This is a genomic window from Bacillus sp. Bvel1, assembly GCF_014872755.1.
Classification (GTDB): domain Bacteria; phylum Bacillota; class Bacilli; order Bacillales; family Bacillaceae; genus Bacillus; species Bacillus velezensis.
The window spans coordinates 217,972-240,029 of the sequence record NZ_JAAOBZ010000004.1 but is presented as its reverse complement, the minus strand read 5'-3'; the positions used below and the strand labels follow the sequence as shown (position 1 = coordinate 240,029).

23 protein-coding genes are annotated in these 22,058 nt (G+C 49.0%); 8 read left to right on the top strand and 15 right to left on the bottom strand.

Annotated elements, in window-relative coordinates; all coding sequences use genetic code 11:
• Nucleotides 1-15: 15 nt before the first annotated feature.
• From HAP68_RS01745 to gerKA, 8 genes are all read right to left on the bottom strand, one after another.
• Entirely contained in the window at nt 16-765 is a 750-nt protein-coding gene (locus HAP68_RS01745; protein WP_003156349.1) for an amino acid ABC transporter ATP-binding protein, read from the bottom strand.
• Nucleotides 766-778: 13 nt separating this feature from the next.
• A complete protein-coding gene (locus tag HAP68_RS01740; protein ID WP_003156350.1) occupies nt 779-1,453 on the bottom strand; it encodes an amino acid ABC transporter permease in 675 nt (224 codons plus the stop codon).
• Between the two features lie 22 nt (nt 1,454-1,475).
• On the bottom strand, nt 1,476-2,267 hold the full coding sequence (locus HAP68_RS01735; RefSeq protein ID WP_024084882.1) for an amino acid ABC transporter substrate-binding protein: 792 nt from the start codon (nt 2,265-2,267) through the stop codon (nt 1,476-1,478).
• Nucleotides 2,268-2,295: 28 nt separating this feature from the next.
• Nucleotides 2,296-2,787, bottom strand: a complete 492-nt coding sequence (locus HAP68_RS01730) for a GNAT family N-acetyltransferase (RefSeq protein ID WP_015388710.1) — start codon at nt 2,785-2,787, stop codon at nt 2,296-2,298.
• Between the two features lie 13 nt (nt 2,788-2,800).
• The gene (locus HAP68_RS01725; protein ID WP_029326230.1) at nt 2,801-4,126 is read right to left on the bottom strand and encodes an LLM class flavin-dependent oxidoreductase; all 1,326 of its coding nucleotides are present in this window, start codon (nt 4,124-4,126) and stop codon (nt 2,801-2,803) included.
• A gap of 168 nt (nt 4,127-4,294) precedes the next feature.
• Nucleotides 4,295-5,413 carry a GerAB/ArcD/ProY family transporter gene (locus tag HAP68_RS01720; protein ID WP_024084881.1) on the bottom strand — a complete coding sequence of 373 codons (1,119 nt, stop codon included), beginning with the start codon at nt 5,411-5,413 and terminating at the stop codon, nt 4,295-4,297.
• 24 nt (nt 5,414-5,437) lie between these two features.
• On the bottom strand, nt 5,438-6,664 hold the full coding sequence (locus HAP68_RS01715; protein ID WP_003156359.1) for a Ger(x)C family spore germination protein: 1,227 nt from the start codon (nt 6,662-6,664) through the stop codon (nt 5,438-5,440).
• On the bottom strand, nt 6,651-8,291 hold the full coding sequence (gene gerKA, locus HAP68_RS01710; protein WP_003156360.1) for a spore germination protein GerKA: 1,641 nt from the start codon (nt 8,289-8,291) through the stop codon (nt 6,651-6,653). The genes HAP68_RS01715 and gerKA overlap by 14 nt, the downstream gene beginning before the upstream one ends.
• Before the next feature lie 121 nt (nt 8,292-8,412).
• Here gerKA and HAP68_RS01705 point away from each other — a divergent pair, with 121 nt between their 5' ends.
• Nucleotides 8,413-8,634, top strand: a complete 222-nt coding sequence (locus HAP68_RS01705; RefSeq protein ID WP_003156362.1) for a YczF family membrane protein — start codon at nt 8,413-8,415, stop codon at nt 8,632-8,634.
• Between the two features lie 92 nt (nt 8,635-8,726).
• Here the strand turns inward: HAP68_RS01705 and HAP68_RS01700 are convergent, their stop codons facing one another.
• Nucleotides 8,727-10,472, bottom strand: coding sequence for a right-handed parallel beta-helix repeat-containing protein (locus HAP68_RS01700; protein ID WP_024084880.1), 1,746 nt, complete (start codon nt 10,470-10,472; stop codon nt 8,727-8,729).
• A gap of 278 nt (nt 10,473-10,750) precedes the next feature.
• Between HAP68_RS01700 and HAP68_RS01695 the strand changes: the two genes are divergently transcribed.
• Nucleotides 10,751-12,229 carry a peptide MFS transporter gene (locus HAP68_RS01695; protein WP_003156366.1) on the top strand — a complete coding sequence of 493 codons (1,479 nt, stop codon included), beginning with the start codon at nt 10,751-10,753 and terminating at the stop codon, nt 12,227-12,229.
• Nucleotides 12,230-12,271: 42 nt separating this feature from the next.
• On the opposite strand, the gene HAP68_RS01690 is transcribed toward HAP68_RS01695, so the two are convergent.
• The 4 genes from HAP68_RS01690 to HAP68_RS01675 are packed head-to-tail and all read right to left on the bottom strand — an operon-like array spanning nt 12,272 to nt 15,016.
• Nucleotides 12,272-12,733 carry a hypothetical protein gene (locus HAP68_RS01690; RefSeq protein WP_014304330.1) on the bottom strand — a complete coding sequence of 154 codons (462 nt, stop codon included), beginning with the start codon at nt 12,731-12,733 and terminating at the stop codon, nt 12,272-12,274.
• Nucleotides 12,733-12,960: a non-oxidative hydroxyarylic acid decarboxylases subunit D gene (locus HAP68_RS01685; RefSeq protein WP_003156368.1), complete on the bottom strand. Its 228-nt coding sequence runs from the start codon at nt 12,958-12,960 to the stop codon at nt 12,733-12,735. Before HAP68_RS01685 ends, HAP68_RS01690 begins: the two co-directional genes overlap by 1 nt.
• Before the next feature lie 17 nt (nt 12,961-12,977).
• On the bottom strand, nt 12,978-14,399 hold the full coding sequence (gene bsdC, locus HAP68_RS01680; RefSeq protein WP_003156369.1) for a phenolic acid decarboxylase BsdC: 1,422 nt from the start codon (nt 14,397-14,399) through the stop codon (nt 12,978-12,980).
• A 2-nt stretch (nt 14,400-14,401) separates the two neighbouring features.
• Nucleotides 14,402-15,016, bottom strand: coding sequence for a non-oxidative hydroxyarylic acid decarboxylases subunit B (locus HAP68_RS01675; protein ID WP_088005476.1), 615 nt, complete (start codon nt 15,014-15,016; stop codon nt 14,402-14,404).
• A 93-nt stretch (nt 15,017-15,109) separates the two neighbouring features.
• On the opposite strand from HAP68_RS01675, the gene HAP68_RS01670 reads away from it, so the two are divergent.
• From HAP68_RS01670 to HAP68_RS01645, 6 genes are all read left to right on the top strand, one after another.
• Nucleotides 15,110-15,982, top strand: coding sequence for a transcriptional regulator BsdA (locus tag HAP68_RS01670; protein ID WP_003156371.1), 873 nt, complete (start codon nt 15,110-15,112; stop codon nt 15,980-15,982).
• A gap of 128 nt (nt 15,983-16,110) precedes the next feature.
• A complete protein-coding gene (gene tcyA / locus HAP68_RS01665) occupies nt 16,111-16,908 on the top strand; it encodes a cystine ABC transporter substrate-binding lipoprotein TcyA (RefSeq protein WP_024084878.1) in 798 nt (265 codons plus the stop codon).
• Nucleotides 16,895-17,599, top strand: a complete 705-nt coding sequence (locus tag HAP68_RS01660) for an amino acid ABC transporter permease (protein WP_003156375.1) — start codon at nt 16,895-16,897, stop codon at nt 17,597-17,599. The genes tcyA and HAP68_RS01660 overlap by 14 nt, the downstream gene beginning before the upstream one ends.
• Nucleotides 17,600-17,611: 12 nt before the next feature.
• Nucleotides 17,612-18,355 (top strand): cystine ABC transporter ATP-binding protein TcyC, encoded by a 744-nt coding sequence (gene tcyC / locus HAP68_RS01655; RefSeq protein WP_024084877.1) that lies wholly within the window; start codon nt 17,612-17,614, stop codon nt 18,353-18,355.
• A 116-nt stretch (nt 18,356-18,471) separates the two neighbouring features.
• A complete protein-coding gene (locus HAP68_RS01650) occupies nt 18,472-19,083 on the top strand; it encodes a YczE/YyaS/YitT family protein (RefSeq protein ID WP_440100094.1) in 612 nt (203 codons plus the stop codon).
• A gap of 98 nt (nt 19,084-19,181) precedes the next feature.
• Entirely contained in the window at nt 19,182-19,856 is a 675-nt protein-coding gene (locus HAP68_RS01645) for a 4'-phosphopantetheinyl transferase family protein (RefSeq protein ID WP_024084876.1), read from the top strand.
• Between the two features lie 36 nt (nt 19,857-19,892).
• Here the strand turns inward: HAP68_RS01645 and HAP68_RS01640 are convergent, their stop codons facing one another.
• Entirely contained in the window at nt 19,893-21,203 is a 1,311-nt protein-coding gene (locus HAP68_RS01640) for an aminotransferase class I/II-fold pyridoxal phosphate-dependent enzyme (protein ID WP_024084875.1), read from the bottom strand.
• Nucleotides 21,204-21,324: 121 nt separating this feature from the next.
• The gene (srfAD, locus tag HAP68_RS01635; protein WP_014304324.1) at nt 21,325-22,056 is read right to left on the bottom strand and encodes a surfactin biosynthesis thioesterase SrfAD; all 732 of its coding nucleotides are present in this window, start codon (nt 22,054-22,056) and stop codon (nt 21,325-21,327) included.
• Nucleotides 22,057-22,058 lie beyond the last annotated feature (2 nt).

Here is a 22,058-nt window from a genome sequence, read left to right as displayed (position 1 = left end):
CTTCTTCTTCCCTTCTTAGACAAGTTCGGCAGGCTCTCCCACTTGCTTAATGAATTTTTTCGTCCGTTCGTTCTGCGGATTGTCAAACAGCTCCTCCGGCGTTCCCTGTTCGATGATGCGTCCGTCCGCCATAAAAATAACTTTGTCGGCTACTTCACGCGCAAAAGCCATCTCATGCGTGACGATGATCATGGTTGTCTGTTTTTCGGCAATTGATTTGATGACTTGGAGCACCCCGGCTACAAGCTCAGGGTCAAGGGCTGAAGTCGGTTCATCCAGTAAAATCGCGTGAGGATCAACGGCCAAGGCTCTCGCAATCCCGATCCGCTGCTGCTGCCCGCCTGACATCGTAATTGGGTAGCTGTCCGCTTTGTGTTCTAAACCGACTTGCCGCAGCAGGTCCATACCGATCTGTTCCGCTTCTTTTTTCGGTTTCTTTTGCGCGGTGATCAGCGCCTCTGTCACATTTTGCAGGGCGGTTTTGTTTTTGAACAGGTTGTAATTCTGAAACACCATCGCCGTCTGCTGGCGAAGCTTGTGTACGTCTTTGCGCGAATAGGACGCTGCATTCAGCTTTGCATCGCCGATTTCAATGATGCCGTCATCCGGGCGCTCCAGCAGATTCAGACAGCGGAGGAGCGTTGATTTTCCCGAGCCTGACGGGCCGATGATGGCCGTGACTTCGCCGCTTTTGATCTCAAGATCGATCCCGTCAAGTACGGTAAGGTCTTTAAATGCTTTTCGAATATGTCTGACTTGTATCATCCTGAGCCTCCTCCTATGTGCGATAAGGCTTGCTGATCGCCCGTTCGAGCAGATCCTGCAGCACACTGTAAATAATCGTAAGAATCCAGTACATGACCGCGACGGCTAAATACGTCTCAAAATATTTGAGGTTGCCTGATGCGTACATTTTTCCTTGGGCGAACATCTCCATCACACCTAATGTAAAAGCGAGCGATGTTTCTTTTAACAGGCCGATAAACGTATTTCCCGTCGCGGGAAGCGCGTTTCTGACGGCTTGCGGGAAAATGATCCGTCTGTACGCCTGGGATTTTGTCATTCCGACAGACAGACAGGCTTCAAGCTGCCCCTCATCGACTGAGTTGAGCGCCGCGCGGAATATTTCAGCCAGGTAGGCGGCATTCTTCAGGCTTAGCCCGATAATCGCCGCAGTTAACGCCGTCATCTTGCTCATCCCGGGAAAGAGCTGAGGCAGGCCGTAATAAATTAAGAAAAGCTGCACGAGCGTCGGCACGCCCCGGAAAAATGAAATATACACCTTTGACAGCTGGTGAAGCACAGGAATACGATTTTTTGTGATAAGCGCTAATATAAGGCCGCCGATCACGGCAAATACCATGGCCGCGACGGCCATTAGTAATGTGATCGGCAAGGCTTCGATTAACGCGGGAAAAGCTGAAAACATAAATCCCCAATCAATGCTGTTCATTCTCGATTTTCACCGCCGTTTCTTATTGCTTTGCTTCCTTTGTGATATCTTCGTTAAAGTACTTTTCAGACAGCTTTTTCAGCGTGCCGTCTTTCCGCAGGTCTTCAATGGCTTTGTTTACTTTTTTGCGGATTTTATCGTGAGCCGCATCTTTCGCAAACGGGAAAGCGACTTTTTCATAGACAATCGGGTCTCCTGCTAATTTCAGAGGCAGACCGGTCTTTTTGATCTGGGCGATCAGGACGCTGCGGCTGTTTACATAGGCGTCAACCCGTCCGTAAGCCACGTCTTTCAGCGTGCCTTCTTGTGTTTCATATGTTTTTATGTTGATTTTTTTATCCGGGTCCTTGCTCTCAAGGTTTTTCGCGTGGTTTGAGCCCAGAACGGCCGCCACTGTTTTTCCTTTCAGATCATTGACTGATTTGATGTCTTTGTTATCGTTTTTGACGACGATTTGAGTGCCCGCATACGAATACGGTTCTGTGAAGTTATACGTTTTCTTGCGTTCGTCCGTGACAGCGACCTGGTTTGAAATGGTGTCGAGTTTGCCGGTCTGGAGCTCGCCCATCAGTCCGCTGAACTCAAGCAGCTTCCAGTCCAGTTTCATGTTGATTTTTTTCGCTACGGCTTCCATGACATCCACGTCAAAGCCTGTCAGTTTGCCGTTTTCTTTATATGCGAACGGATAGCTTTGTCCCGTGGCGCCGACATGCAGCACGTTATCGCCGCCTTCGCTTTCTTTTCCGTTTCCGCATGCTGTTAAGACCGCCAAAAGCGCGGCAGACAGCAGCAAAGCCCATGTTTTCTTCTTCATTGAAATCCCGCCTTTTCCTATTAAAATGTTAATCCTGCAATTGTTTTTTTAAATAGATGGTGATGTGGCCTTTTCCTAAATCCTTTTCGCCTGCGCGGACGTAGCCTTTCCGCTCGTACATGCCGATCAGCCACGGATGCTTGTCCGCTGTGCCCAGTGACACGAAAGGCGCTTTTAATGTATCGCGGAGCACTGTGTTCTCCAGCCACTCCAGCATGTCTGAGCCCGTCCCTTTTTTTCCGGTTTCAGGATCGACGGCGAACCACCAAATATGAGGGACACCGTACGGCCCGGGATTCGGCCCCCACGGCATCCGCAGAGAAATCGTCGCCAGAATCCGTCCGTCTTCCTCCAAAACGTAACAGGCGTTTTTCTGTATGTTAGTTAATACGAGTTCTTTATCCGCCGTGGCAGCGGCAAAATTGATGCCGAGCTTGCGGATCGGTTCATACGCCCGCAGTGTCAGTGAAAGCAGCTCATCAGCGTCTGCCTCCGTTGCGAGCCGGTATTGTCTTGACATGATGAGCCCTCCTTTAGTCGGCATATCGGTTTGCCGGTTTTTCCAGTCCGAAATGTTCTCTGAGCGTCGTTCCTTCATACTCTTTTCTGAACACGCCCCGTTCTTGTAAAATCGGAATCACTTTGTCTACAAAAAGAGTGAGACCTTCAGGCAAAAGCGGCGGCATGATGTTGAAGCCGTCACAAGCTTGTTTTCCGACCCATTCTTCCATCTTATCGGCAAGCTGTTCAGGCGTTCCGACAAAGATATGATGGCCTCTTGAACCCGCCACATATTTGTACAGCTCGCGGATGGTCATGTTATCGCGTTTGGCCATCTCCTGAACGAGCTTGAACCGGCTTTTAACGGCATTCGACGCATCCGCATCCAATTCAGGCAGCGGGCCGTCAAGCGGGCAGGCGGAAAGGTCGACGCCGCCCAGATAGTTTTGCAGAATGTTCAGGCCGACAGACGGAATGATGAGATCTTGGAGCTCTTCATATTTTGCCTGCGCTTCTTCCTCGGTATCGGCGATAACGGGAAAGATCCCCGGCATGATCGCGATTTTTTCAGGATCACGGCCGAAAGAAGCCGCTTGTTCTTTAATAGATTGATAGAATTCCTGCGCGGACTCCAAATGATTTTGCGCGGTGAAAATGACCTCCGCCGTTTTGGCGGCCAGCGCTTTTCCGTCTCCTGATGATCCGGCCTGAATAATGACCGGGCGCCCTTGAGGTGTGCGGGCGACATTTAACGGCCCTCTCACGGAGAAATATGTTCCTTTATGGTTCAATTCATGCATTTTGTCTTTATCGAAAAATGCTCCTGATTCTTTGTCACGGATAAAGGCGTCTTCCTCCCACGAATCCCATAATCCTTTGACGACTTCAACGAATTCTTCCGCGCGCTGATATCTGAGATGGTGCTCAAGATGCTTTTCGCCGCTGAAATTAAGCGCGGTCGATTCAATCGAAGATGTGACGACATTCCAGCCCGCGCGGCCGTTGGAAAGATGATCAAGCGATGCAAATTGTCTCGCGATATGGAACGGTTCGCTGTATGTGGTAGACGCGGTCGCCGTCAGACCGATGCGGGATGTGACCTGAGCGAGCGCCGACAGCAGCGTAAACGGCTCAAAGCGCGTCAGCACATTCGGATGTGATTTGCCGTCTATTGATAAACTGTCCGCCAAAAACAGCATGTCCAATTTCCCCCGCTCAGCTGTTTTCGCCAGTTCTTTGAAATAATCCAAATTCATGCTCGCGTCCGCCGGTGCCTGAGGATGTCTCCAAGAAGCGACATGATGGCCGGTGCCCGCGAGAAACACACCGAGTTTGATTTCTTTTTTCTTTGTCATGATGGATCTCCTTCTATTCTGAAATACGGTTCGGAAAATATTAACACTACTAAACCTATATTTCCTAGTAATTTTATAAGAATAAATCAAAATGTACAATTGTCAGGCAAGTTTGTCAATGCATTAAGACAAAAATCATGATTTTAAAAATAACCCGGCGCATCGGCCGGGTTATTTCTTCGAAACTGTATAGACGCTCCCTTTGACCTTTTTCTTAATAACGGCAATGATAAGCAGCAAAACGGGGAACAGCACTTGAAACGGAAGATGAATATAGATCGGCACAATGTTTAAGCCTTCATTCATGTGTTCCGAAAAATTGCTTGCGATGCTGATGGAGAGAATCAGCACCCCCAATCCGACCGGAAAGGCCAGCTGAGACGGATTTTTTTCTTTAAACAGCGTGGACACACCCACGACAACCGCATATGTAAAAAGGCTGACTTTGAAAAAACCGCCGATGACGAGCACGAGCATGAAAAAGACATCCAGCCGGTCTAAAAACTCTTCTACTTTAATCGTCTGTATGGTGCTCAGCAGCGGAAATTGAGAGCGGAGCATTAAGTTGACGTCCAGCACACAAATATTAATCGCCACTGACATCGCCAAAAACAGCCCGCTGATGATAATCGCCAGAAATCCGGTTTTCTTCACCTTTTTCCGATCTTTTAAATAAGGGAAAATCATGACAAACACGATTAATTCACCGAACGGGATGAACATCGTCTGTTTAAACACGGAATAAATGACCGTTCCTGCACCCTCCGCTAAAACGGGCTGGAGAAATCTGAGGTTTATCGTGCCTGAGCTGATAATGAGGATCAGCCCGACGGCTGTCAGAAAATACATAATGCCAAACAGCAGCTCGCCGGCTCTCGCTATCACTTCAATACCCTTTCTGACCGCAAATATCGCGGCGATCATCAGCATGGCATTCACAATTAAAAGCGGCGTGTCCTGGTAGGCGAAGGTGACAAGCATTTCGCCAAAATCCCGCAATACGCGGGCCGCGATATAAGAAAAATAGAGAATATAAAGAAGCGAGACCGCCCAGCTCAGATGTCTGCCGATCAGTTCGTTCATGTAATCTCTCGGAGAAGACTCAGGAAAAAATTGATACAGCGCCTGATAAACGTAGAAAAGTCCGAGACCGATAACGCACCCGAGAAGCACGGACAGCCATGCATCCCGCCCGGCCATCGTGCCTGGCGGGATCAATAACGAACTGCCCAATTCAAACAAAATGATCATAATAAACAGCTGACGCGTGCCGATTTTCGCATTTTCCATACGCTTCGCTCCTTTCTCCTCAAATCAATCATGCTCAAGCTTGTCTGAGAGAGGATTATTCCGCAAGCCCGTTCTTCTGATAATGACTTCCGTTTTGACATCTACGGGGAGATTGGGGAAATATTCTTCATCCCACTTCCCTTTGAACTTTTTCCATTTGTCCGGATGCTTCCGATAGATCAGGTCTCCGAAGCCGACGAAGTCATTCTTACGGGCTTTTATATCTTCAATTGATTTGGTGATATCTTTGTCAAGCTGCACGCTGAGCGCCTTTTGCATCGTCATCAGCACTTGCGGATCAGACAGATGGAAAGGGTATCTGACAGCGTCCACCAGCCCCTCGACCTGAGCATGCACGTGAATATGCGGTTTTCCGTTCGGAAAAGTGGCCGTCACCTTTGTATTCTGGCGGGTGACCTGCAGACTGATTGCGTGCTTCACATTCTTCCAATCCGCATTGATGAACGTATGCTTGATCCTATTGAGCAGCCATACAGCCCCCACACTGTCGTCATCCTCAATCCAGTAATCCAGCCTCCCATCCTTTTTGAACACCGCCAGTCCGTCCGCTGACAGCACTGCTTTCGGTTCAGTCGTCTGCGTATTTTCCATCGTAGGACCGGCTTTATCGTCTCCGTGCATTTCATAACCCGGAATAAACGGCGACCCGGCCGGAGAAGCGAGATCAATCAGAACGTCCTGAAGGCTGGTTTTAATGACTCTGCCGTATTGTTCCTGCGTGAAGCTGAGCGTCTTGTTCACTTTATTGGAAGGGATTTTATCAATCGGCGTCAGCACTTTAATAATGTCTTCAGCCTTGCAATTATGCGCGATCACCGCGGTTGCGGTCGTCCTGAATTCGGTGTCGCGGTCAAGATTGTCCAGAATAAAACTGAGCCCTTCCTCTTTCGCCAGCTTTTCACTGAACACCACGAGATTCGTATGCGCAAAATAGAGCCTTCTGGACACTTTCATCGAGCCTTTTCTCAAAGCTTCCGTCATATTGTCTCCGGACACCGAATAGACGGAAACCGGAGGCCGGTCTCCCGCTCCGCCGCCCTGCAGACCGCCGGCCACGTTTCCCGGATTGATAATTTGCAAGTGAAGGACGTATTTTCCCGTTTCGGTCCGGTCAATACCGATGGCGGAGATCACAGCCAAATCAGTCAGCTCCCTTTTATCCCAGCATCCGGATACAAACATAAGGGAAACCATCGTACAAAGGATAAGTATCCATTTACGTCTTTTCATTACCGTCGCCCTCTTCTACATCTTTATTAACCATTCCTCTGGATGTCTCCGGTTTCGGTCTTTGATGTTCCCCTTGGCGCCTGTTGTTTTCCTGCACGAGCAGTTCCGGCCTTTTTTCATCTGCCCATAACGGAGCGCGGAGGATGGAATCCTTCAGCCCGCCCGGGGTCAAAGGAGCGAGCGGGGACATATACGGAAAACCGAATGAACGCAGGCCGCACAGATGGACGAACATCATGATAATGCCCAGAATCAGCCCGTAAAATCCCATGACCGCCGCTGACAGAATAAAGAGAAACCGGATCAGCCGCGCGGATATCGCCATGTCAAAAGCCGGGGTCGCAAAGCTGGCAATCGCCGTCAGCGCGACGACGATAACCATGGCCGGGGAGACGATGCCGGCCTGTACGGCGGCCTGGCCGATGACAAGCGCTCCGACTATGGAAACGGCGGAGCCGACAACTCTCGGAAGCCGGACACCCGCCTCCCTGAGAATCTCAAAAGCCACTTCCATCGTCAGCGCTTCAATCACGGCCGGGAACGGCACCGTCTCCCGCTGAGCCGCGATGACAATCAGCAGCTGCGTCGGAATCATTTCCTGGTGAAAGGTCGTCGCCGCCACATAAATCCCCGGCGCCACCAGTGAAATGAAGAAAATCAAAACCCGCAGCACCCTGATGCTTGTGGCGATATCAAATCGTGAATAATAATCCTCAACGGATTGAAAAAATTGAATAAATAAGGCCGGCGCGATGAGAACGAACGGCGTTCCGTCCACGATAATCGCAAATCGTCCTTCCAGCAGATTCCCCGCCACGACGTCCGGCCGCTCCGTATGATATACGGTGGGGAACACAGAAAACGGCGCGTCTTCAATGAGCTGTTCAATGTAGCCGGATTCCAGAATGCTGTCGATGTCAATGTGCTTCAGCCGCTTGCGGACTTCCTTAATCAGCTTTTTATCGCAAATTCCGTTAATATACATCAGCGCGACATCCGTATTCGTTTCGTGTCCGATCTCCATTTTTTCAACCCACACATCAGGCGTTTTTACATACCTGCGGATCATGGAAATATTGGTTTGCAGAGATTCAGTGAATCCCTGGCGCGGGCCGCGGAAAGAGACCTGAGTGCTCGGCTCTTGAATGGACCGGTGCTCTCCCCCTTCCGTGCTGGCGATCAGCGCCTTGTCAGCCCCGTCGACAAAAATGAGCGTGCTGCCCGCCACCAGCCCGGCATAAAGGCTTTTCCATTTTTCTTCCTCTTTCACCCCGCCGATCGCAAGCGTTTTATCGTATATCAGGCAGACCGCTTGTTCCGGCTGAACGGACGGGATGTCGATTAAATCCTCCAGAAGGGATTGGCTGACAAGCTGTTCGTCTACCAAACCGGCGATATACACGATTGCGGCCGGAAGCTCTTCTTTTCCGATTTTCAGCCGGCGGATGACGACATCGGCACTGTTGCCGAACCTCTCAGACAGCTTCTTCATATTTTGCTTTAAGCTGAGGGAGATCGGCTCATCCCGCTCTTTGTCCGGCTGGCTGTCCGCTTCTTTTCTGCCTTCATTGTCACGGTCGTTTTGATCGGCTTTTTTTTGTTTCCTCTGCTTAAAAAATGGCGGCATATCGCAAAAAACCTTTCCTCGTTTTTTTCATATTCTTCCTGTACGGCAAAAGATTATGCACGGCGGAAAGTCTGTATAAGTTCTGCGTAATCGAAAAGGATAAAAAGGGAGAGTGATGCGCATGAAAATATTAGGGGTTTCATTCTTTTTGCTGACTGCCTGTCTGATCATTTCAGTAACGGTGGATATGCTGCAAGGTTTCAGTTTCTATGGAGCGGTTCAAAACAACCTGTCCGCTTTTAAATTGACCACCTTCTCAGAATGGCTGATGCTGTTTTTATTCGCCCTCTTTTTAATCAGAGAAATGATCGCTTTATATAAATCAGGTAAAAAAGATGCCTGACAGGCGCAAGGCTGTATTGTGTCAAAAAAGAACACATTCCTCCTTCTCTCGGAGTTCATGTGTTCTTTTTATTTTTCCGGCGCAGATTGTTCTCAGATGACGATATTTCCGCTTTCCGTATCTGTCGCGTGCTTCACAATGACGCCTTTGATAATGCGGTTGCCGATGATTTTAGTACTTGCGGAGGAGCTGGTTTGGATGGCGGAAGCAGAAGCGGCGGATAGGTTGTTGATGGTATTGCCCGAAACGAGGGAATTGGAGGCTCCGTTCAGATAGATGCCGATCGGGCTGCCCGCTGTTCGGTTGATCGTGAGCGTATTGTCTATGACTTCATGCGTGCCTGAGTTCAGATACACGGTAACGATAAGCGGTGATGATTCAAAGCGGTTGCTGATGACAGAGGTTCCCGAGGATGTTGAACTGAATACGGGATAGTTTTTATAGTTCTTAAAGAGATTGCCTTTGATGACAGCCCCGGCGTCATTTGTCACAGATACGGCATAGGACTCCGCGGCGCCCTGATACGCATTCGGAAGGAGCGTATTTCCTTCAATAACGGCATTTCCGCCTGTGACCCATATGCCCCGGCTGAACGATTTCAGCACATTTTGTTTTACAATGATACTGCCGGCCGACATGCTGATTCCGTCTGTCACCTGATTCAGAGTGTTATTCGTAAAGACGGCGTTCTCCGAAAGCGTCGCCCGCATCCCCGTGCTTCGTCTCGTTTCGGAACGTCCGTTTTCAATGACATTGCCGTCAACGGTCACATCTTCTGCCTGATAGACGGAAATGCCCGTATTTTCAAATTGATTAATTTTGTTGTGGGTGACGAGGACGCTTTTTCCCCTTACATCTATTCCGGTGGAAAACCCGGTAATCAGATTGTTGGAAATGACGGCACTGCTGCTGTCCTGTCCTTGTGACACACCTTGTCCGGCGACTGCGGTCCTTGAGCCGCCGTCTGACCGAAAGAAGACATTCCCCGTAATGACGGTATGCGCCCCATACCCGTAGCTGATTGTGTTATCGGAATGATTTCCTTCAATTAACACATTATATCCGTTAAAATTGGTGACTGAGCTTGCGGCGTTTCCGGAAAAGAAGTTGTTGCGGATCGTAATATGAAGAGCTTCTTCATAATCAATATCGCCTTCTCCGTACGATTCAATATCGATTCCGAATTTCGGAGCCGTTCCGTTCCCTTGCCCGGCGTCTTCAATCACGCATTCTTCCACCGTAACGGTATTGCAGCCGGTGATTGAAATGTTGTTCCGCCTTGACTGCCTGATCTCACAGCGGCGGATGGTCACCTGTTCTGAAGTTTCGTAATCACTGTTTGTTTTTAACCCGAGCGGGCTGACAATTATACCGTCTCCCGTAAAATCTGAAATCTTCACATTTTCGATCAGCACATTGCTGCTGCCTTCAATACAGATTCCAAACCCCCATTCATGGGTCGACCGCAAAGGGACATTGGTATACGTGTGTTCATCCCGTTCCCCGATGATCCGGCCGCCGGTGATGGTGACATTTTCACGCCTGCCTATATAGAAAGCCGAGTAGCCCCAGGAGCTGTTCGGCGCCACTTTAATCGTGCATTCCGGATCTAAAACGATGGTGAGATGGCTCGGCACGTTAATCCCGGCGTTCCGAAACGGCTGGCTTTTGTCCCCGCCAAGCGTGCCGTTGATTTTATACGTTCCGGGCGGAAAAAACACCGTATGACAGCCTTCGCTGACGGCTCTGGCCAAGCATTGGTTGATGGCGCCCGTCACATCGGTTTTTCCGTCTGCCGCCACACCGCAATCCGTAATATCCAATATACGATTCGGCAAGTGATAATCTCCTCCTTCCTCTCTTATTGTCATCTTATTCCGCCATATCCCGCTCCGCCTGTACATACTTTAAATTTTATTAAAAAAGTTTATAAAGATAGTTTAGTCAGATAATATAACAAAATAAGTCATTGGAATCAGGAAAATTCGTCTATATTCACCGTTTTAATATCTTTTCATTCTGGAATTTTTTGAATTCAGTATAAATTATATTGACACAAGTATTATATAAGAATATGATTTTTGTAATACACTTTTTTAAGAAAGGGTTGGCTCAGGTGGCATCTATTGATAAGGAATCTATAACAGAAACTGTGCCGCAACGAGGCTTTTTCGGTCATCCCCGCGGCTTGTTCACACTGTTTTTTACCGAATTTTGGGAGCGTTTCTCCTACTATGGTATGAGAGCCATATTGCTTTACTATTTATACACGGAAGTCGCTCATGGCGGTCTCGGCTTTGATAAAACGACCGCAGTTGCCATCATGTCCATATACGGATCTCTCGTATATATGTCGAGCGTCATCGGCGGATGGCTGGCCGACCGGGTATTCGGCACGGCAAACACCGTATTTTACGGCGGAATTTTAATTATGTTCGGGCACATCGCTCTTGCCTTCCCCGGCAGCACGGCGGCGTTTTTTACCAGCATGGCTCTGATCATTATCGGAACCGGCCTGCTTAAACCAAACGTATCCAGCGTTGTCGGAGATTTATATACGAAGGAAGACGAGCGCCGCGACTCAGGTTTCAGCATCTTTTACATGGGGATCAACCTCGGCGGATTGCTTGCGCCGCTAATTGTCGGAACACTCGGACAGAAATACAACTACCACTTAGGCTTCGGATGCGCCGCGGCCGGTATGTTCCTCGGACTGATTGTTTTCGCTCTTACGAGAAAGAAATACCTCGGCAAAGCAGGCTCCAATGTACCGAATCCGATTTCTAAATCATCAGTGATCGGCACGGGAATCGGAGTGGTCATCGCAGCAGCCGTTATTATTGTTCTGATTCAAACCGGCTGGCTGACGATCCAGCGTGTGATTGACACCGTCAGTATCCTCGGCATTGTCATTCCGGTTATTTACTTTATCGTGATGTTCACAAGCAAAAAAGCGACGAAAACGGAAAAATCACGGCTTGCGGCTTATGTTCCGCTGTTTATTGCAGCGGCAATGTTCTGGGCGATTCAGGAGCAGGGCGCGACGATTCTAGCTTTATATGCGGATCAGCGCACGAGACTTTCCTTTGCGGGCATGCATCTTGAGTCTTCATGGTTCCAGTCTCTGAACCCGTTATTCATCGTTATTTTCGCGCCGGTGTTCGCGTGGATCTGGATGAAGCTCGGCAAACGCCAGCCTTCAACACCGATTAAATTCGCGATCGGCATTATCCTTGCCGGATTATCATTTTTAGTCATGGTGCTTCCGGTTATGGGCGGAAGCGGCGAGCTTGTGAGCCCGCTTTGGCTTGTGCTCAGCTTCCTTTTGGTTGTGCTTGGTGAGCTTTGCCTTTCACCGGTCGGTTTATCCGTCACAACGAAACTTGCGCCTGCAGCTTTCTCAGCGCAGACGATGAGTATGTGGTTTTTAACAAACGCCTGCGGTCAAGCCCTGAACGCAAAAGTAGTCGGTTTGTTTGATAAGATTTCTGAAGCGGCCTACTTCGGCTCAATCGGGCTTGTTTCGATCATTCTCGGTATTATTTTAATTCTTCTGTCTCCCGTCATTAAACGGGCGATGAAAGGCGTACAATAAAAGAGAAGCCTGCGGAATCGTCCGCAGGCTTTTTTTGTGCGTCTATCGTTTTAACTCCTCAAGTGTTTCTCTCCATCTCTTCAGGACATCTTCCGGTTCGTGGAGCTGGATGGCCGGTCCTGATGTCAGATCCGCGTATTTCGCCCGATCTTCCTTGACGGTGATCACGCGGCAGCTGAACCGTTCCCGCTCGTGTTTCGCCTCTTTCAGCGGCGGAAGCGCCTTACATTCCAATGTGACGTAATATGCGGCTCCTCCGTGCCAGGCGATGAAAAGAGCTTGTCCCGAATGCAGCAGGCTTTTTACGGTCGTCGTGTTTTTCCATAAGGCGAGCCGGAGATTTGTTCTGCTCACGGCCGCGATTTCACCGGCGCTGATCATGGCCGCGTGCGGACGGCCTTCTTTTGTCACGGATTGGAGCACAAATGCGTCGTGCTGCTTTTTTTCAAGCTCCGTTCCGTCTAAAAGCGTGTAAAGCGCCTCCGGCAAGTGCTCCGTCAGCATTACGCTTTTCTTTCCGGGACAGCGGGAACATGTGTGGCCGTCTCTGTTTCTTTCGGATCGATTTTAAATGCCGGGTTGAATGCCGCCGGATTCGTGATGCTTTCCGGTTCACAGGATCTCCATGTAAAAAAGCAGGTTTGGCATTGGTATATTTCCCAAGCGCCTTTGACCGGCGATTGGCTGACGGTTTCTCCTTTTTGCGATTCACAGCGCGGGCATGTTTTCATAGTAAACTCATCCTTTCTTATTGATTCATTAAGTCCATCAGTTTTTGTTCCCACTCTTTCGTTGTCAGCGGGGAATCAAGCGGCTGCGAATAATGGCCTCTTGTTTCCGGCGCGACAGGCGTCGTGGCGTCAAGAATCATTTTGTGTGTCATCCCTGCCGGATCAGACCCCGGGTCAAGCGGAAGGACGGACAGATCAGGAATGATGACTGCATCGTGTTTCGGATGCATTTTCGTTGAGAGCGCCCACATGACTTGCGGCAGGTTAAACGGATCGACATCCTCATCCACGACAATGACCATTTTGCAGTAGCCGAGTCCGTGCGGCGTCGTCAGGGCGCGCATGCCGACGGCCTTGGCAAATCCGCCGTAGCGCGTTTTCGTGGAGATAATGGCGATCAGCCCGTGCGTATACATCGCATTCACGGCGACGATTTCGTTCGGATAGGCTTCCTTCAGCTGCTGGTAAAGCGGCACGCACGTATTAATGCCGATCATATAATCGCACTCCGTCCACGGCATGCCTAAGTATAAATGTTCAAAAATCGGATTGTTTCTATGATATACCCGTTTGATTTTGATCACCGGCATGCTGCGGCCGCCTGAATAATGGCCCGTGAACTCACCGAAAGGTCCTTCGTATTCCCGTTCTCCCGCAAGGATCTCTCCTTCCAGAACGACTTCAGCGCCCCAAGGGATGTCTAAATCAGACAATTTAGATTTAACGATTCTGTAGGGCTCCCCTTGAATCGCGCCGGCCATTTCATACTCGGATTGATCGTATAACAGCGGAGTTGATGCAGCCGTCGTAATCACCGGCTCACAGCCGAGCGCGATCGTAACAGGAAGATTCACGCCACGTTCTTCAGCTTGGCGAAGATGAATCGCAATATCATGCTGAGGCACGGGCTGAATGCCGAGGCGGTCTTTTCCCTTTACCTGCATTCTGTAAATACCGACATTCTGCTTGCCGAAATTGTCCGGATCTTCAAGATCGCGGGAAATGACGCACGCTTTATCCAAATAGTAGCCGCCGTCCCCCTGGTTGATTCTGAATAGCGGAAGGATGTCAAATAGATTGATATCTTCCGTTATTTCATTTTCATGAAACGGCGCGGTTTCTTCCCGTTTGACCGGCACCGGAAATGCATCGTACCGTTTGGCAAACTCAAAGAATTGTTCTTTAACAGGCGTATCTTTCGGCATGCCGAGCATCATCGCGTGATTCGGCCACGAGCCGATGACATTCAGAGCCACCTGCGCATCGTGATGTCCGTAAATATTGTTAAACAAAAGCGCAGGGGTTTTATCCCCGAGATTGCTGGCTGCACGCGCGGCGGCGCCCAGGTCCGGCTCCGGTTTTACCTCTTCGTTGACGGTTAAGAGCTGCCCTTCTTTTTCAAGAGCGGCGAGAAATTCCCTAAAATCCTGATAGGCCATTATCAGATTCCTCCTTTTTGTTTTTCAATTCCGTACCACCGTTTCGCTTCCGGCAGACGGATGCCGAACTGATCGAGCGTCCGGAACACAATATGGTCTATCAATTCATCCATGTCAGCCGGCTTGTTATAGAATGCCGGCATCGGCGGAAGAATGACGGAACCCATTTTTGTAAGCGCTAGCATATTTTCTAAATGGATTTGGCTGAGCGGCGTTTCTCTTGTCAGCAGCACAAGTTTTTTCCGCTCCTTCAGGATGACGTCAGCCGCCCTTGTCAGCAGATTGTCAGCCATTCCGGTGCGGATGCTTGCCAGTGATTTCATGCTGCACGGAGCGATGATCATCCCGTCCGTTTCAAACGAACCGCTTGAAATCGCCGCTGCCTGGTCTTTGTGAGAATACGTATAGGATGCGAGTTTCTCGACATCTTTTAACGTATAATCGGTTTCATGTGTAATGGTGACATTTGCCCAAGGAGACACGACAAGATGGGTTTCGATCTCCGCGGCTTTTAAATATTCTAAAAGCCTGATCCCGAATATGGCTCCCGTTGCCCCGGTCATTCCGATGACGAGCTTCATATTGACCCCTCCTTTACGCTTGAAATGTGGTGTCAAATCCATCATACTCCTGATATATCCATATGAAAAATATTCGTTAAATCTATGTATCATACCTTAAAGGTATAAAAGAAAGGAGCGAGCGTTCTCATGGATATTCGGCAATTGCGTTATTTCATCACCATTGCCCAAGAGCAGAAAATCACGACGGCCGCCAAAAAGCTCCATATGGCACAGCCGCCTTTGAGCCGACAGTTGAAACAGCTCGAAGAAGAATTGGGCGTCATTCTGTTTGACCGCAATAAAAAGAAACAAATGACCCTCACATATGAAGGAAACGTCTTTTTGAAAAGAGCGAAAGAGATTCTTCATAAGTTTGAGGACGCTATAATCGAGGTACAAGAGCTGAAGGAGGAGGTGGCCGGGACACTTGCCGTCGGGTCAACCATTTACTGCGCAGCGCTCATGCTTGAGAAAGTGTCACAGATGAAAGAGCGGTTTCCGCATCTCACCTTTAACATTTGGGAAGATGAACCCGTCTCACTGCTCGAGCTTCTGGAAACCCGGCAGATTGACGCCGCCGTCACCACCACCTTGATTAAAAACGACGGCATTGAATCGAAGGAGCTTGAAGACATTCCGTGTGTATTGGTGCTGTCCGAGCATTCAAAACGACTGTGCGGAGAAACGATTAAACTGAATGACATCGCCTCTTTGCCTCTGATCCTTTTGCGCACCGTCAATGGAAGAGGTGTGTATGACCAAGTCCTCCAAGTTTGTGAACAGTACGGTCTCGACCTCCAGGTTGTTTGTGAATGCCATGACTCCGCGACGCTCTTGAGCCTTGTATCATCAGGATTCGGCGCCACAATTCTGCCTTTGACGATGATTCCCGTCCATATGCGCTCGCATGTCAAAACGGTTATCATCGAAGACAACCCGTTTGTCATGACACCGGCCGTCATCTGGAGAAAAGACAGCTACCTGCCGAAGCCTGTCAGACAGTTTTTGGAATTATTTTGATCCGGAACACGATGAATTCCCGCTTATGAAAACCAATTACTTGACTCATACTAAAAAAAAGTTATCCTTTACAATTGGGAGCTATTTTTTCTCAATAAAACTACTCAGAAAAGTGGGGAATAAAGAAGATGAAAAAAGCATTATTCGCTTTGTTCATGATGGTCAGCATCGCAATGCTTGCAGCCTGCGGAAACTCACAGGACGGCGGATCTAAGTCAAAAGACGGCGATCTTTGGGCTTCTGTCAAGAAAAAAGGCGTACTGACCGTCGGTACAGAAGGAACGTACGAACCGTTTACCTTCCATGATAAAAAGACTGACAAACTGACCGGATATGATGTTGAAGTGATTCAAGAAGTCGCGAAACGCCTCGGTCTGAAAGCTGACTTTAAAGAAACACAATGGGACAGCATGTTTGCCGGTTTAAACGCGAAACGGTTTGACGTCGTCGCCAACCAAGTCGGCAAAACAGGCCGTGAGAACCAATATGATTTTTCTGATAAATACACAACGTCAAATGCAGTCGTCGTGACGAAAAAAGACAGCACGATTGCGAAAGAGGCTGATGTCAAAGGAAAAACAGCGGCTCAGTCATTAACAAGCAATTACAATAAATTAGCGAAAGAAGCCGGCGCGAAAATTGAAGGCGTTGAAGGCATGGCGCAATCCCTTCAGCTCATTCAGCAGGGCCGCGCTGATCTGACTTACAACGATAAGCTTGCCGTACTGAACTACTTAAAAACGTCCGGCAATAAAAACGTGAAAATCGCGTTTGAAGCAGGCCAGCCGCAGCAGACATATTTCGCATTCCGAAAAGGAAGCGGCGAACTTGTGACTCACGTCAACAAAGCGTTAAAAGAAATGAAAGAGGACGGGACTCTTTCTAAAATAGCGAAAAAATGGTTCGGCGAAGATGTTTCTAAGTAACATGCCGGAACCCGTGATTGCAACAGCCATTCCGTGGGATTTGGTGCAGCAGTCATTCTGGCCGATTCTTTCCGGGGGAATCTATTACTCGATTCCCCTTACCATTCTTTCCTTTATTTTCGGAATGATCATCGCGCTGATTACGGCGCTCGCCAGAATGTCAAATATGAAACCATTGAGATGGGTGTTCAGCGTATACGTATCAGCGGTGCGCGGCACTCCTCTTCTCGTTCAATTGTTCATCATTTTTTATCTGTTCCCGACATTTAATATTACGCTGGACCCTTTCCCAAGCGCAGTCATCGCGTTTTCATTAAACGTGGGCGCCTATGCTTCTGAAATCATCCGGGCATCTATTTCATCCGTGCCGAAAGGGCAATGGGAAGCCGGTTATACGATCGGCATGACCTATCGCAAGACATTATTCCGCGTGATCCTGCCGCAGGCGTTTCGCGTGTCCATTCCGCCATTATCAAATACATTTATCAGCCTGATCAAGGATACATCTCTCGCGTCACAGATTCTCGTCGCGGAGCTGTTCAGAAAAGCGCAGGAAATCGGCGCGCAAAACCTTGATCAAATCTTGGTCATCTATATTGAAGCTGCCTTTATCTATTGGATCATCTGCTTCTTGCTGTCAATCGTACAGCATGTGATCGAACGGCGTCTCGACCGTTATGTGGCCAAATAAGGAGGTTTCGATATGCTTTCCGTCAAAGGATTAAATAAATCATTCGGACAGAATGAAATTTTAAAAAAGATAGATATGGAGATAGAAAAAGGGAAAGTCATCGCCATTCTGGGACCGTCCGGTTCAGGAAAAACGACGCTTCTGCGCTGTCTGAACGCGCTTGAGATCCCCAATCGCGGCGAGCTGGCATTCTCCGATTTTTCAATAGATTTCTCCAAAAAAGTGAAGCAGGCTGATATTCTCCGCCTCCGCCGCAAATCAGGCATGGTCTTTCAGGCGTATCATCTGTTTCCTCACCGCACGGCGCTTGAAAACGTCATGGAAGGACCCGTTCAAGTGCAAAAGCGCGACAAGGAGCAAGTCAGAAAAGAAGCGATAGAGCTTCTGGAAAAAGTCGGACTGAAAGACAAAATGAATTTATATCCGTTCCAGCTTTCCGGCGGTCAGCAGCAGCGGGTCGGCATCGCCCGCGCGCTTGCGATTCAGCCCGAGCTGATGCTGTTTGACGAACCGACGTCAGCACTTGATCCGGAGCTGGTCGGCGAGGTGCTCAAAGTGATTAAGGATCTGGCGAACGAAGGCTGGACGATGGTCGTCGTCACCCATGAAATCAAATTCGCGCAGGAAGTGGCCGATGAAGTCATCTTCATTGACGGCGGCGTCATTGTGGAACAAGGACCGCCGGCCCAGATTTTTTCCGCGCCGAAAGAAGAACGCACGCAGCGGTTTTTAAATCGTATACTGAATCCTTTGTAGGAGCCGGAGAAGAAGCGAAACACTGATTTCGCTTCTTCTTTTTTTGGGCGGTTATGCTACAATGACAATTAATGAATGTTATGAAAGAAGGGACCTCTTTGAAGCGGGAATTCTTGATGCGCTGGACGTTTTATTTTGCCGGTCTGTTGATTTTGTCTTTCGGGGTATCGTTAACCATTAAAGGAAAAGCTCTCGGCATCAGCCCTTGGGATGCCTTTCATTATGGGCTTTTTCAGCATTTCGGGCTATCTGTCGGCCAATGGTCCATCTTGGTCGGCGCGGTCATCGTGGCTTTAACCTGCCTGTTCACGAGGACACTCCCGAAAATCGGCGCTATCTTAAACATGGTGCTGATGGGAATGTTTATTGATTTCTTCTCGTTTCTGCTTCCTGAGGCGCACGCTTTTTCCTTAGCGGCCGTGTTTTTTTCTATCGGATTGCTGCTGATCGGCTGCGGCGTCGGTATTTACGTATCAGCAGGGCTCGGCGCGGGCCCCCGGGACTCTCTGATGATGCTGATATCTGAAAAAACGGGCTGGAACGTGCAATGGGTGCGGAACGGCATTGAGCTGACGATTCTTGCCGCAGCCTGGGTGATGGGCGGACCGATCGGCGCCGGAACCATTATTACGGCTGTTTTGACGGGGCTGATTCTGCGTTTTTCTTTGCCGCAGTCCTCTAAACTGTTAACATACGCGATCTCCGGGCGGGCAACGTCCGTTCATTAAAAACAAAGCCGAAACGGTTTTGTTTTTTTATTTTCGGACAGCTTTCGTCTGATATGGTAGGATGGTTTTGACAATATTTTCAGACGGAGGATCTGGACATGAAGATTTACGGAGTATATATGGACCGCCCGCTTTCTGCAGGGGAAGAGGATCGGATGATGGCGGCCGTGTCCGCCGAAAAGCGGGAAAAATGCCGGCGCTTTTACCATAAGGAGGATGCTCACCGCACCTTGATCGGCGACATGCTGATCCGCACCGCTGCGGCGAAGGCTTACGGACTTGATCCGGCCGGGATTTCATTCAGCGTCCAGGAATACGGAAAGCCGTACATCCCCGCGCTTCCGGACATGCACTTTAACATTTCCCACTCCGGGCGCTGGATCGTGTGTGCCGTTGATTCAAAACCGATCGGCATAGATATTGAAAAAATGAAGCCCGGCACGATTGATATCGCCAAACGTTTTTTTTCGCCGACGGAATACAGTGATCTGCAAGCGAAACACCCCGATCAGCAGACCGATTATTTTTACCACCTGTGGTCGATGAAAGAAAGCTTTATCAAGCAGGCCGGAAAAGGGCTTTCCCTTCCGCTTGATTCATTCAGCGTCCGCCTCAAAGACGACGGCCATGTGTCCATTGAGCTCCCGGACGGACATGAACCTTGTTTCATCCGCACATATGATGCGGACGAGGAATATAAGCTGGCCGTTTGTGCGGCGCATCCCGATTTTTGTGACGGGATTGAGATGAAAACGTATGAAGAGCTGCTGTAAGCATAGAAAAAGGAGGGTATCCCCCTCCTTTTTTTGTCAGCCTGATATTTCCGCCTGTTTCTGCAGCTGCTTTGCTTCTTGATAAATTTCTTCGAACAGATCCGCGATGTATTCTTCTTCAACACATGAAAATGCGATTCGCAAATCGGTTTCATTAATGGATATCGTCCCGATTCCTCTCTTTTCAAGCAATGACACTCTTAATTCACCGGCGTTTATGTCTCTCAGCCGGACACACATGAAATAACCCGAGTTAAACGGATAAGGCGTCCATACGTCTTCATAGTGCTTGTTTTCTGCAAGAACGGCTTTCACTTTGTCAGCCCGTTTTTTCATGATATTATATTTCAGCGATTTTTCTTTCTCGTATTCCGGTGACTGCATCGCCCGCAGCATAAACGTTTGGGACGGATGCGGGGCGCTTGAAATCGTTCCCCTGATAATCCCTTTTGTTTTTTCCTCGAGCACGCGCAGCGCTTTTTCGCTTTTTGTGCTGTACGTAATAAAACCGACGCGGAAGCCCCACGCATAATTTTCCTTCGTCGCGCCGTCTATTTTTACGCAAAGCACCCGGTCGTGCACTTGGGCGAGTTTGCTGAAGATGGATTCCTGAATGGCCGTTTCATCGTAAAACAGATTGTAATACGCATCGTCTACGAGCACGACAATCTCTTTGCCGGCCTCCGCCGCCTCCAGGATCACACTGACGATTTCTGACGCTTCCTCTTCCCCCGGCGTATAGCCTGTCGGATTATTCGGGAAATTCAGCACGACAATCGCCTTTTCTTCCTGCTTTTTCAGCAGCTCGGACAGCCCCGCCGCATTAAAACGCCCATCCTGCTGAAAAAGCGGGTACGTCTCAATGGATGCCTTGCGCCGGACACCGAAAATAAAATTGTAATTTCCCCAATATTTATCCGGCAGAAGCAGCGCATCCCCTTCATTGACGAACAAGTCGGCGGCAATGCTCAGCCCGTGTGTTAAAGCGTTTGTCACGATCGGCGTGCTGATGTCTTTGCCGGCTAATGAAGGATTTTCGAGACGCATTTTTTTCAGCCATTCCTGTCTGAGCGGCTCTTTTCCCTGCGGCGGAGCATAATCGTAGATATCATCGGGGTTATAGGCGGACAGTGTCTCTTGAATATGGGAAAAGTGCATGGACTCGCCTTGTGAGGTGGCAATCCCGATCGTGGCATTATACTTTCCGGCCTTGGCTTTCGCTTCCGCCGATTGTGTCAGCACCCCTTTCGGATAAAACAACTCTCTGCCCAAATCAGAAAGCATATGAAGCACGTGCGGGTTTTCTTCAGATAATGTTCTGTTCAGCTCTTTTGCTGCATCATTCATGTACGACAATCCCTTCAAAATTATATTCCATCAAATCATAACATAAAATTTTTGATAAATGAGAAAACTCACGGGCAGATTTTGTTACAAAAAACAGACAGCGAATGCTGTCTGTCATATCCTATAACAATTGGCCTGCAGTGCTCCTGTTAATAATCTCATATATTCGTTCCGCCACTTTTTCAGTTTCACTTAATATGAACATGTGGCCGTCCGAAAACTCATGAAATACGGGATTGTCGGCCCATTTTTTCCATCCGTCCGCATCTTTGATACATTTTTTATCTTTCCGCCCGTTAAAAATATGGACGGGTGATTGAATCATGTGAGAATCAGACGGACGGAAGCTTTCAAGCGCGCGGTAGTCGGACCTGAAAGAAGGCAGGAAAAATGACATGACCTCCTTATTCTCCACTAACTCCTGCGGCATTCCGCCCAGCTCGATAATATGGGCGAGAAATTTTTCATCATCAAGATGAGACACTTTTTTCCTTTCAACATGCGGCGGCTGAATGGCTGAGATGATCACGGCCTGCGGGTAAATCCCCTCCCGCTCAAGCTTTTGCGCCAGCCTGAAAGCGACCATGCCTCCCATACTGTGGCCGAACAGGACAAACGGGCGGTCAGGATGGAGATTCAACTCCTGCTTGTATAAACTGACAAGCTGTTCAAAATCCTCAACGGCGGACATTTGATTTGTTCCGTGTCCCGGCGGTTCCGCGGCAAGCATCTCACACTCACCTTGAAGATAGGTGTGGAGCGGGCGGAATGATGCGGAATAGCCTCCTGCGAACGGAAAACAGATAAGCTGCGTTTTTTCCGTGGTATCGAACGATTTAAAGAGCTGGACCATTG

Excerpts from the sequence above, each read along its gene's own strand:
- HAP68_RS01745 (WP_003156349.1), bottom strand. The coding sequence starts at position 765 with ATGATACAAGTCAGACATATTCGAAAAGCATTTAAAGACCTTACCGTA.
- HAP68_RS01740 (WP_003156350.1), bottom strand. The coding sequence starts at position 1,453 with ATGAACAGCATTGATTGGGGATTTATGTTTTCAGCTTTTCCCGCGTTA.
- HAP68_RS01735 (WP_024084882.1), bottom strand. The coding sequence starts at position 2,267 with ATGAAGAAGAAAACATGGGCTTTGCTGCTGTCTGCCGCGCTTTTGGCG.
- HAP68_RS01730 (WP_015388710.1), bottom strand. The coding sequence starts at position 2,787 with ATGTCAAGACAATACCGGCTCGCAACGGAGGCAGACGCTGATGAGCTG.
- HAP68_RS01720 (WP_024084881.1), bottom strand. The coding sequence starts at position 5,413 with ATGGAAAATGCGAAAATCGGCACGCGTCAGCTGTTTATTATGATCATT.
- HAP68_RS01715 (WP_003156359.1), bottom strand. The coding sequence starts at position 6,664 with ATGAAAAGACGTAAATGGATACTTATCCTTTGTACGATGGTTTCCCTT.
- gerKA (WP_003156360.1), bottom strand. The coding sequence starts at position 8,291 with ATGCCGCCATTTTTTAAGCAGAGGAAACAAAAAAAAGCCGATCAAAAC.
- HAP68_RS01705 (WP_003156362.1), top strand. The coding sequence starts at position 8,413 with ATGAAAATATTAGGGGTTTCATTCTTTTTGCTGACTGCCTGTCTGATC.
- HAP68_RS01690 (WP_014304330.1), bottom strand. The coding sequence starts at position 12,733 with ATGCTGACGGAGCACTTGCCGGAGGCGCTTTACACGCTTTTAGACGGA.
- HAP68_RS01685 (WP_003156368.1), bottom strand. The coding sequence starts at position 12,960 with ATGAAAACATGCCCGCGCTGTGAATCGCAAAAAGGAGAAACCGTCAGC.
- bsdC (WP_003156369.1), bottom strand. The coding sequence starts at position 14,399 with ATGGCCTATCAGGATTTTAGGGAATTTCTCGCCGCTCTTGAAAAAGAA.
- HAP68_RS01670 (WP_003156371.1), top strand. The coding sequence starts at position 15,110 with ATGGATATTCGGCAATTGCGTTATTTCATCACCATTGCCCAAGAGCAG.
- tcyA (WP_024084878.1), top strand. The coding sequence starts at position 16,111 with ATGAAAAAAGCATTATTCGCTTTGTTCATGATGGTCAGCATCGCAATG.
- HAP68_RS01660 (WP_003156375.1), top strand. The coding sequence starts at position 16,895 with ATGTTTCTAAGTAACATGCCGGAACCCGTGATTGCAACAGCCATTCCG.
- tcyC (WP_024084877.1), top strand. The coding sequence starts at position 17,612 with ATGCTTTCCGTCAAAGGATTAAATAAATCATTCGGACAGAATGAAATT.
- HAP68_RS01650 (WP_440100094.1), top strand. The coding sequence starts at position 18,472 with ATGCGCTGGACGTTTTATTTTGCCGGTCTGTTGATTTTGTCTTTCGGG.
- HAP68_RS01645 (WP_024084876.1), top strand. The coding sequence starts at position 19,182 with ATGAAGATTTACGGAGTATATATGGACCGCCCGCTTTCTGCAGGGGAA.
- HAP68_RS01640 (WP_024084875.1), bottom strand. The coding sequence starts at position 21,203 with ATGAATGATGCAGCAAAAGAGCTGAACAGAACATTATCTGAAGAAAAC.
- srfAD (WP_014304324.1), bottom strand. The coding sequence starts at position 22,056 with ATGGTCCAGCTCTTTAAATCGTTCGATACCACGGAAAAAACGCAGCTT.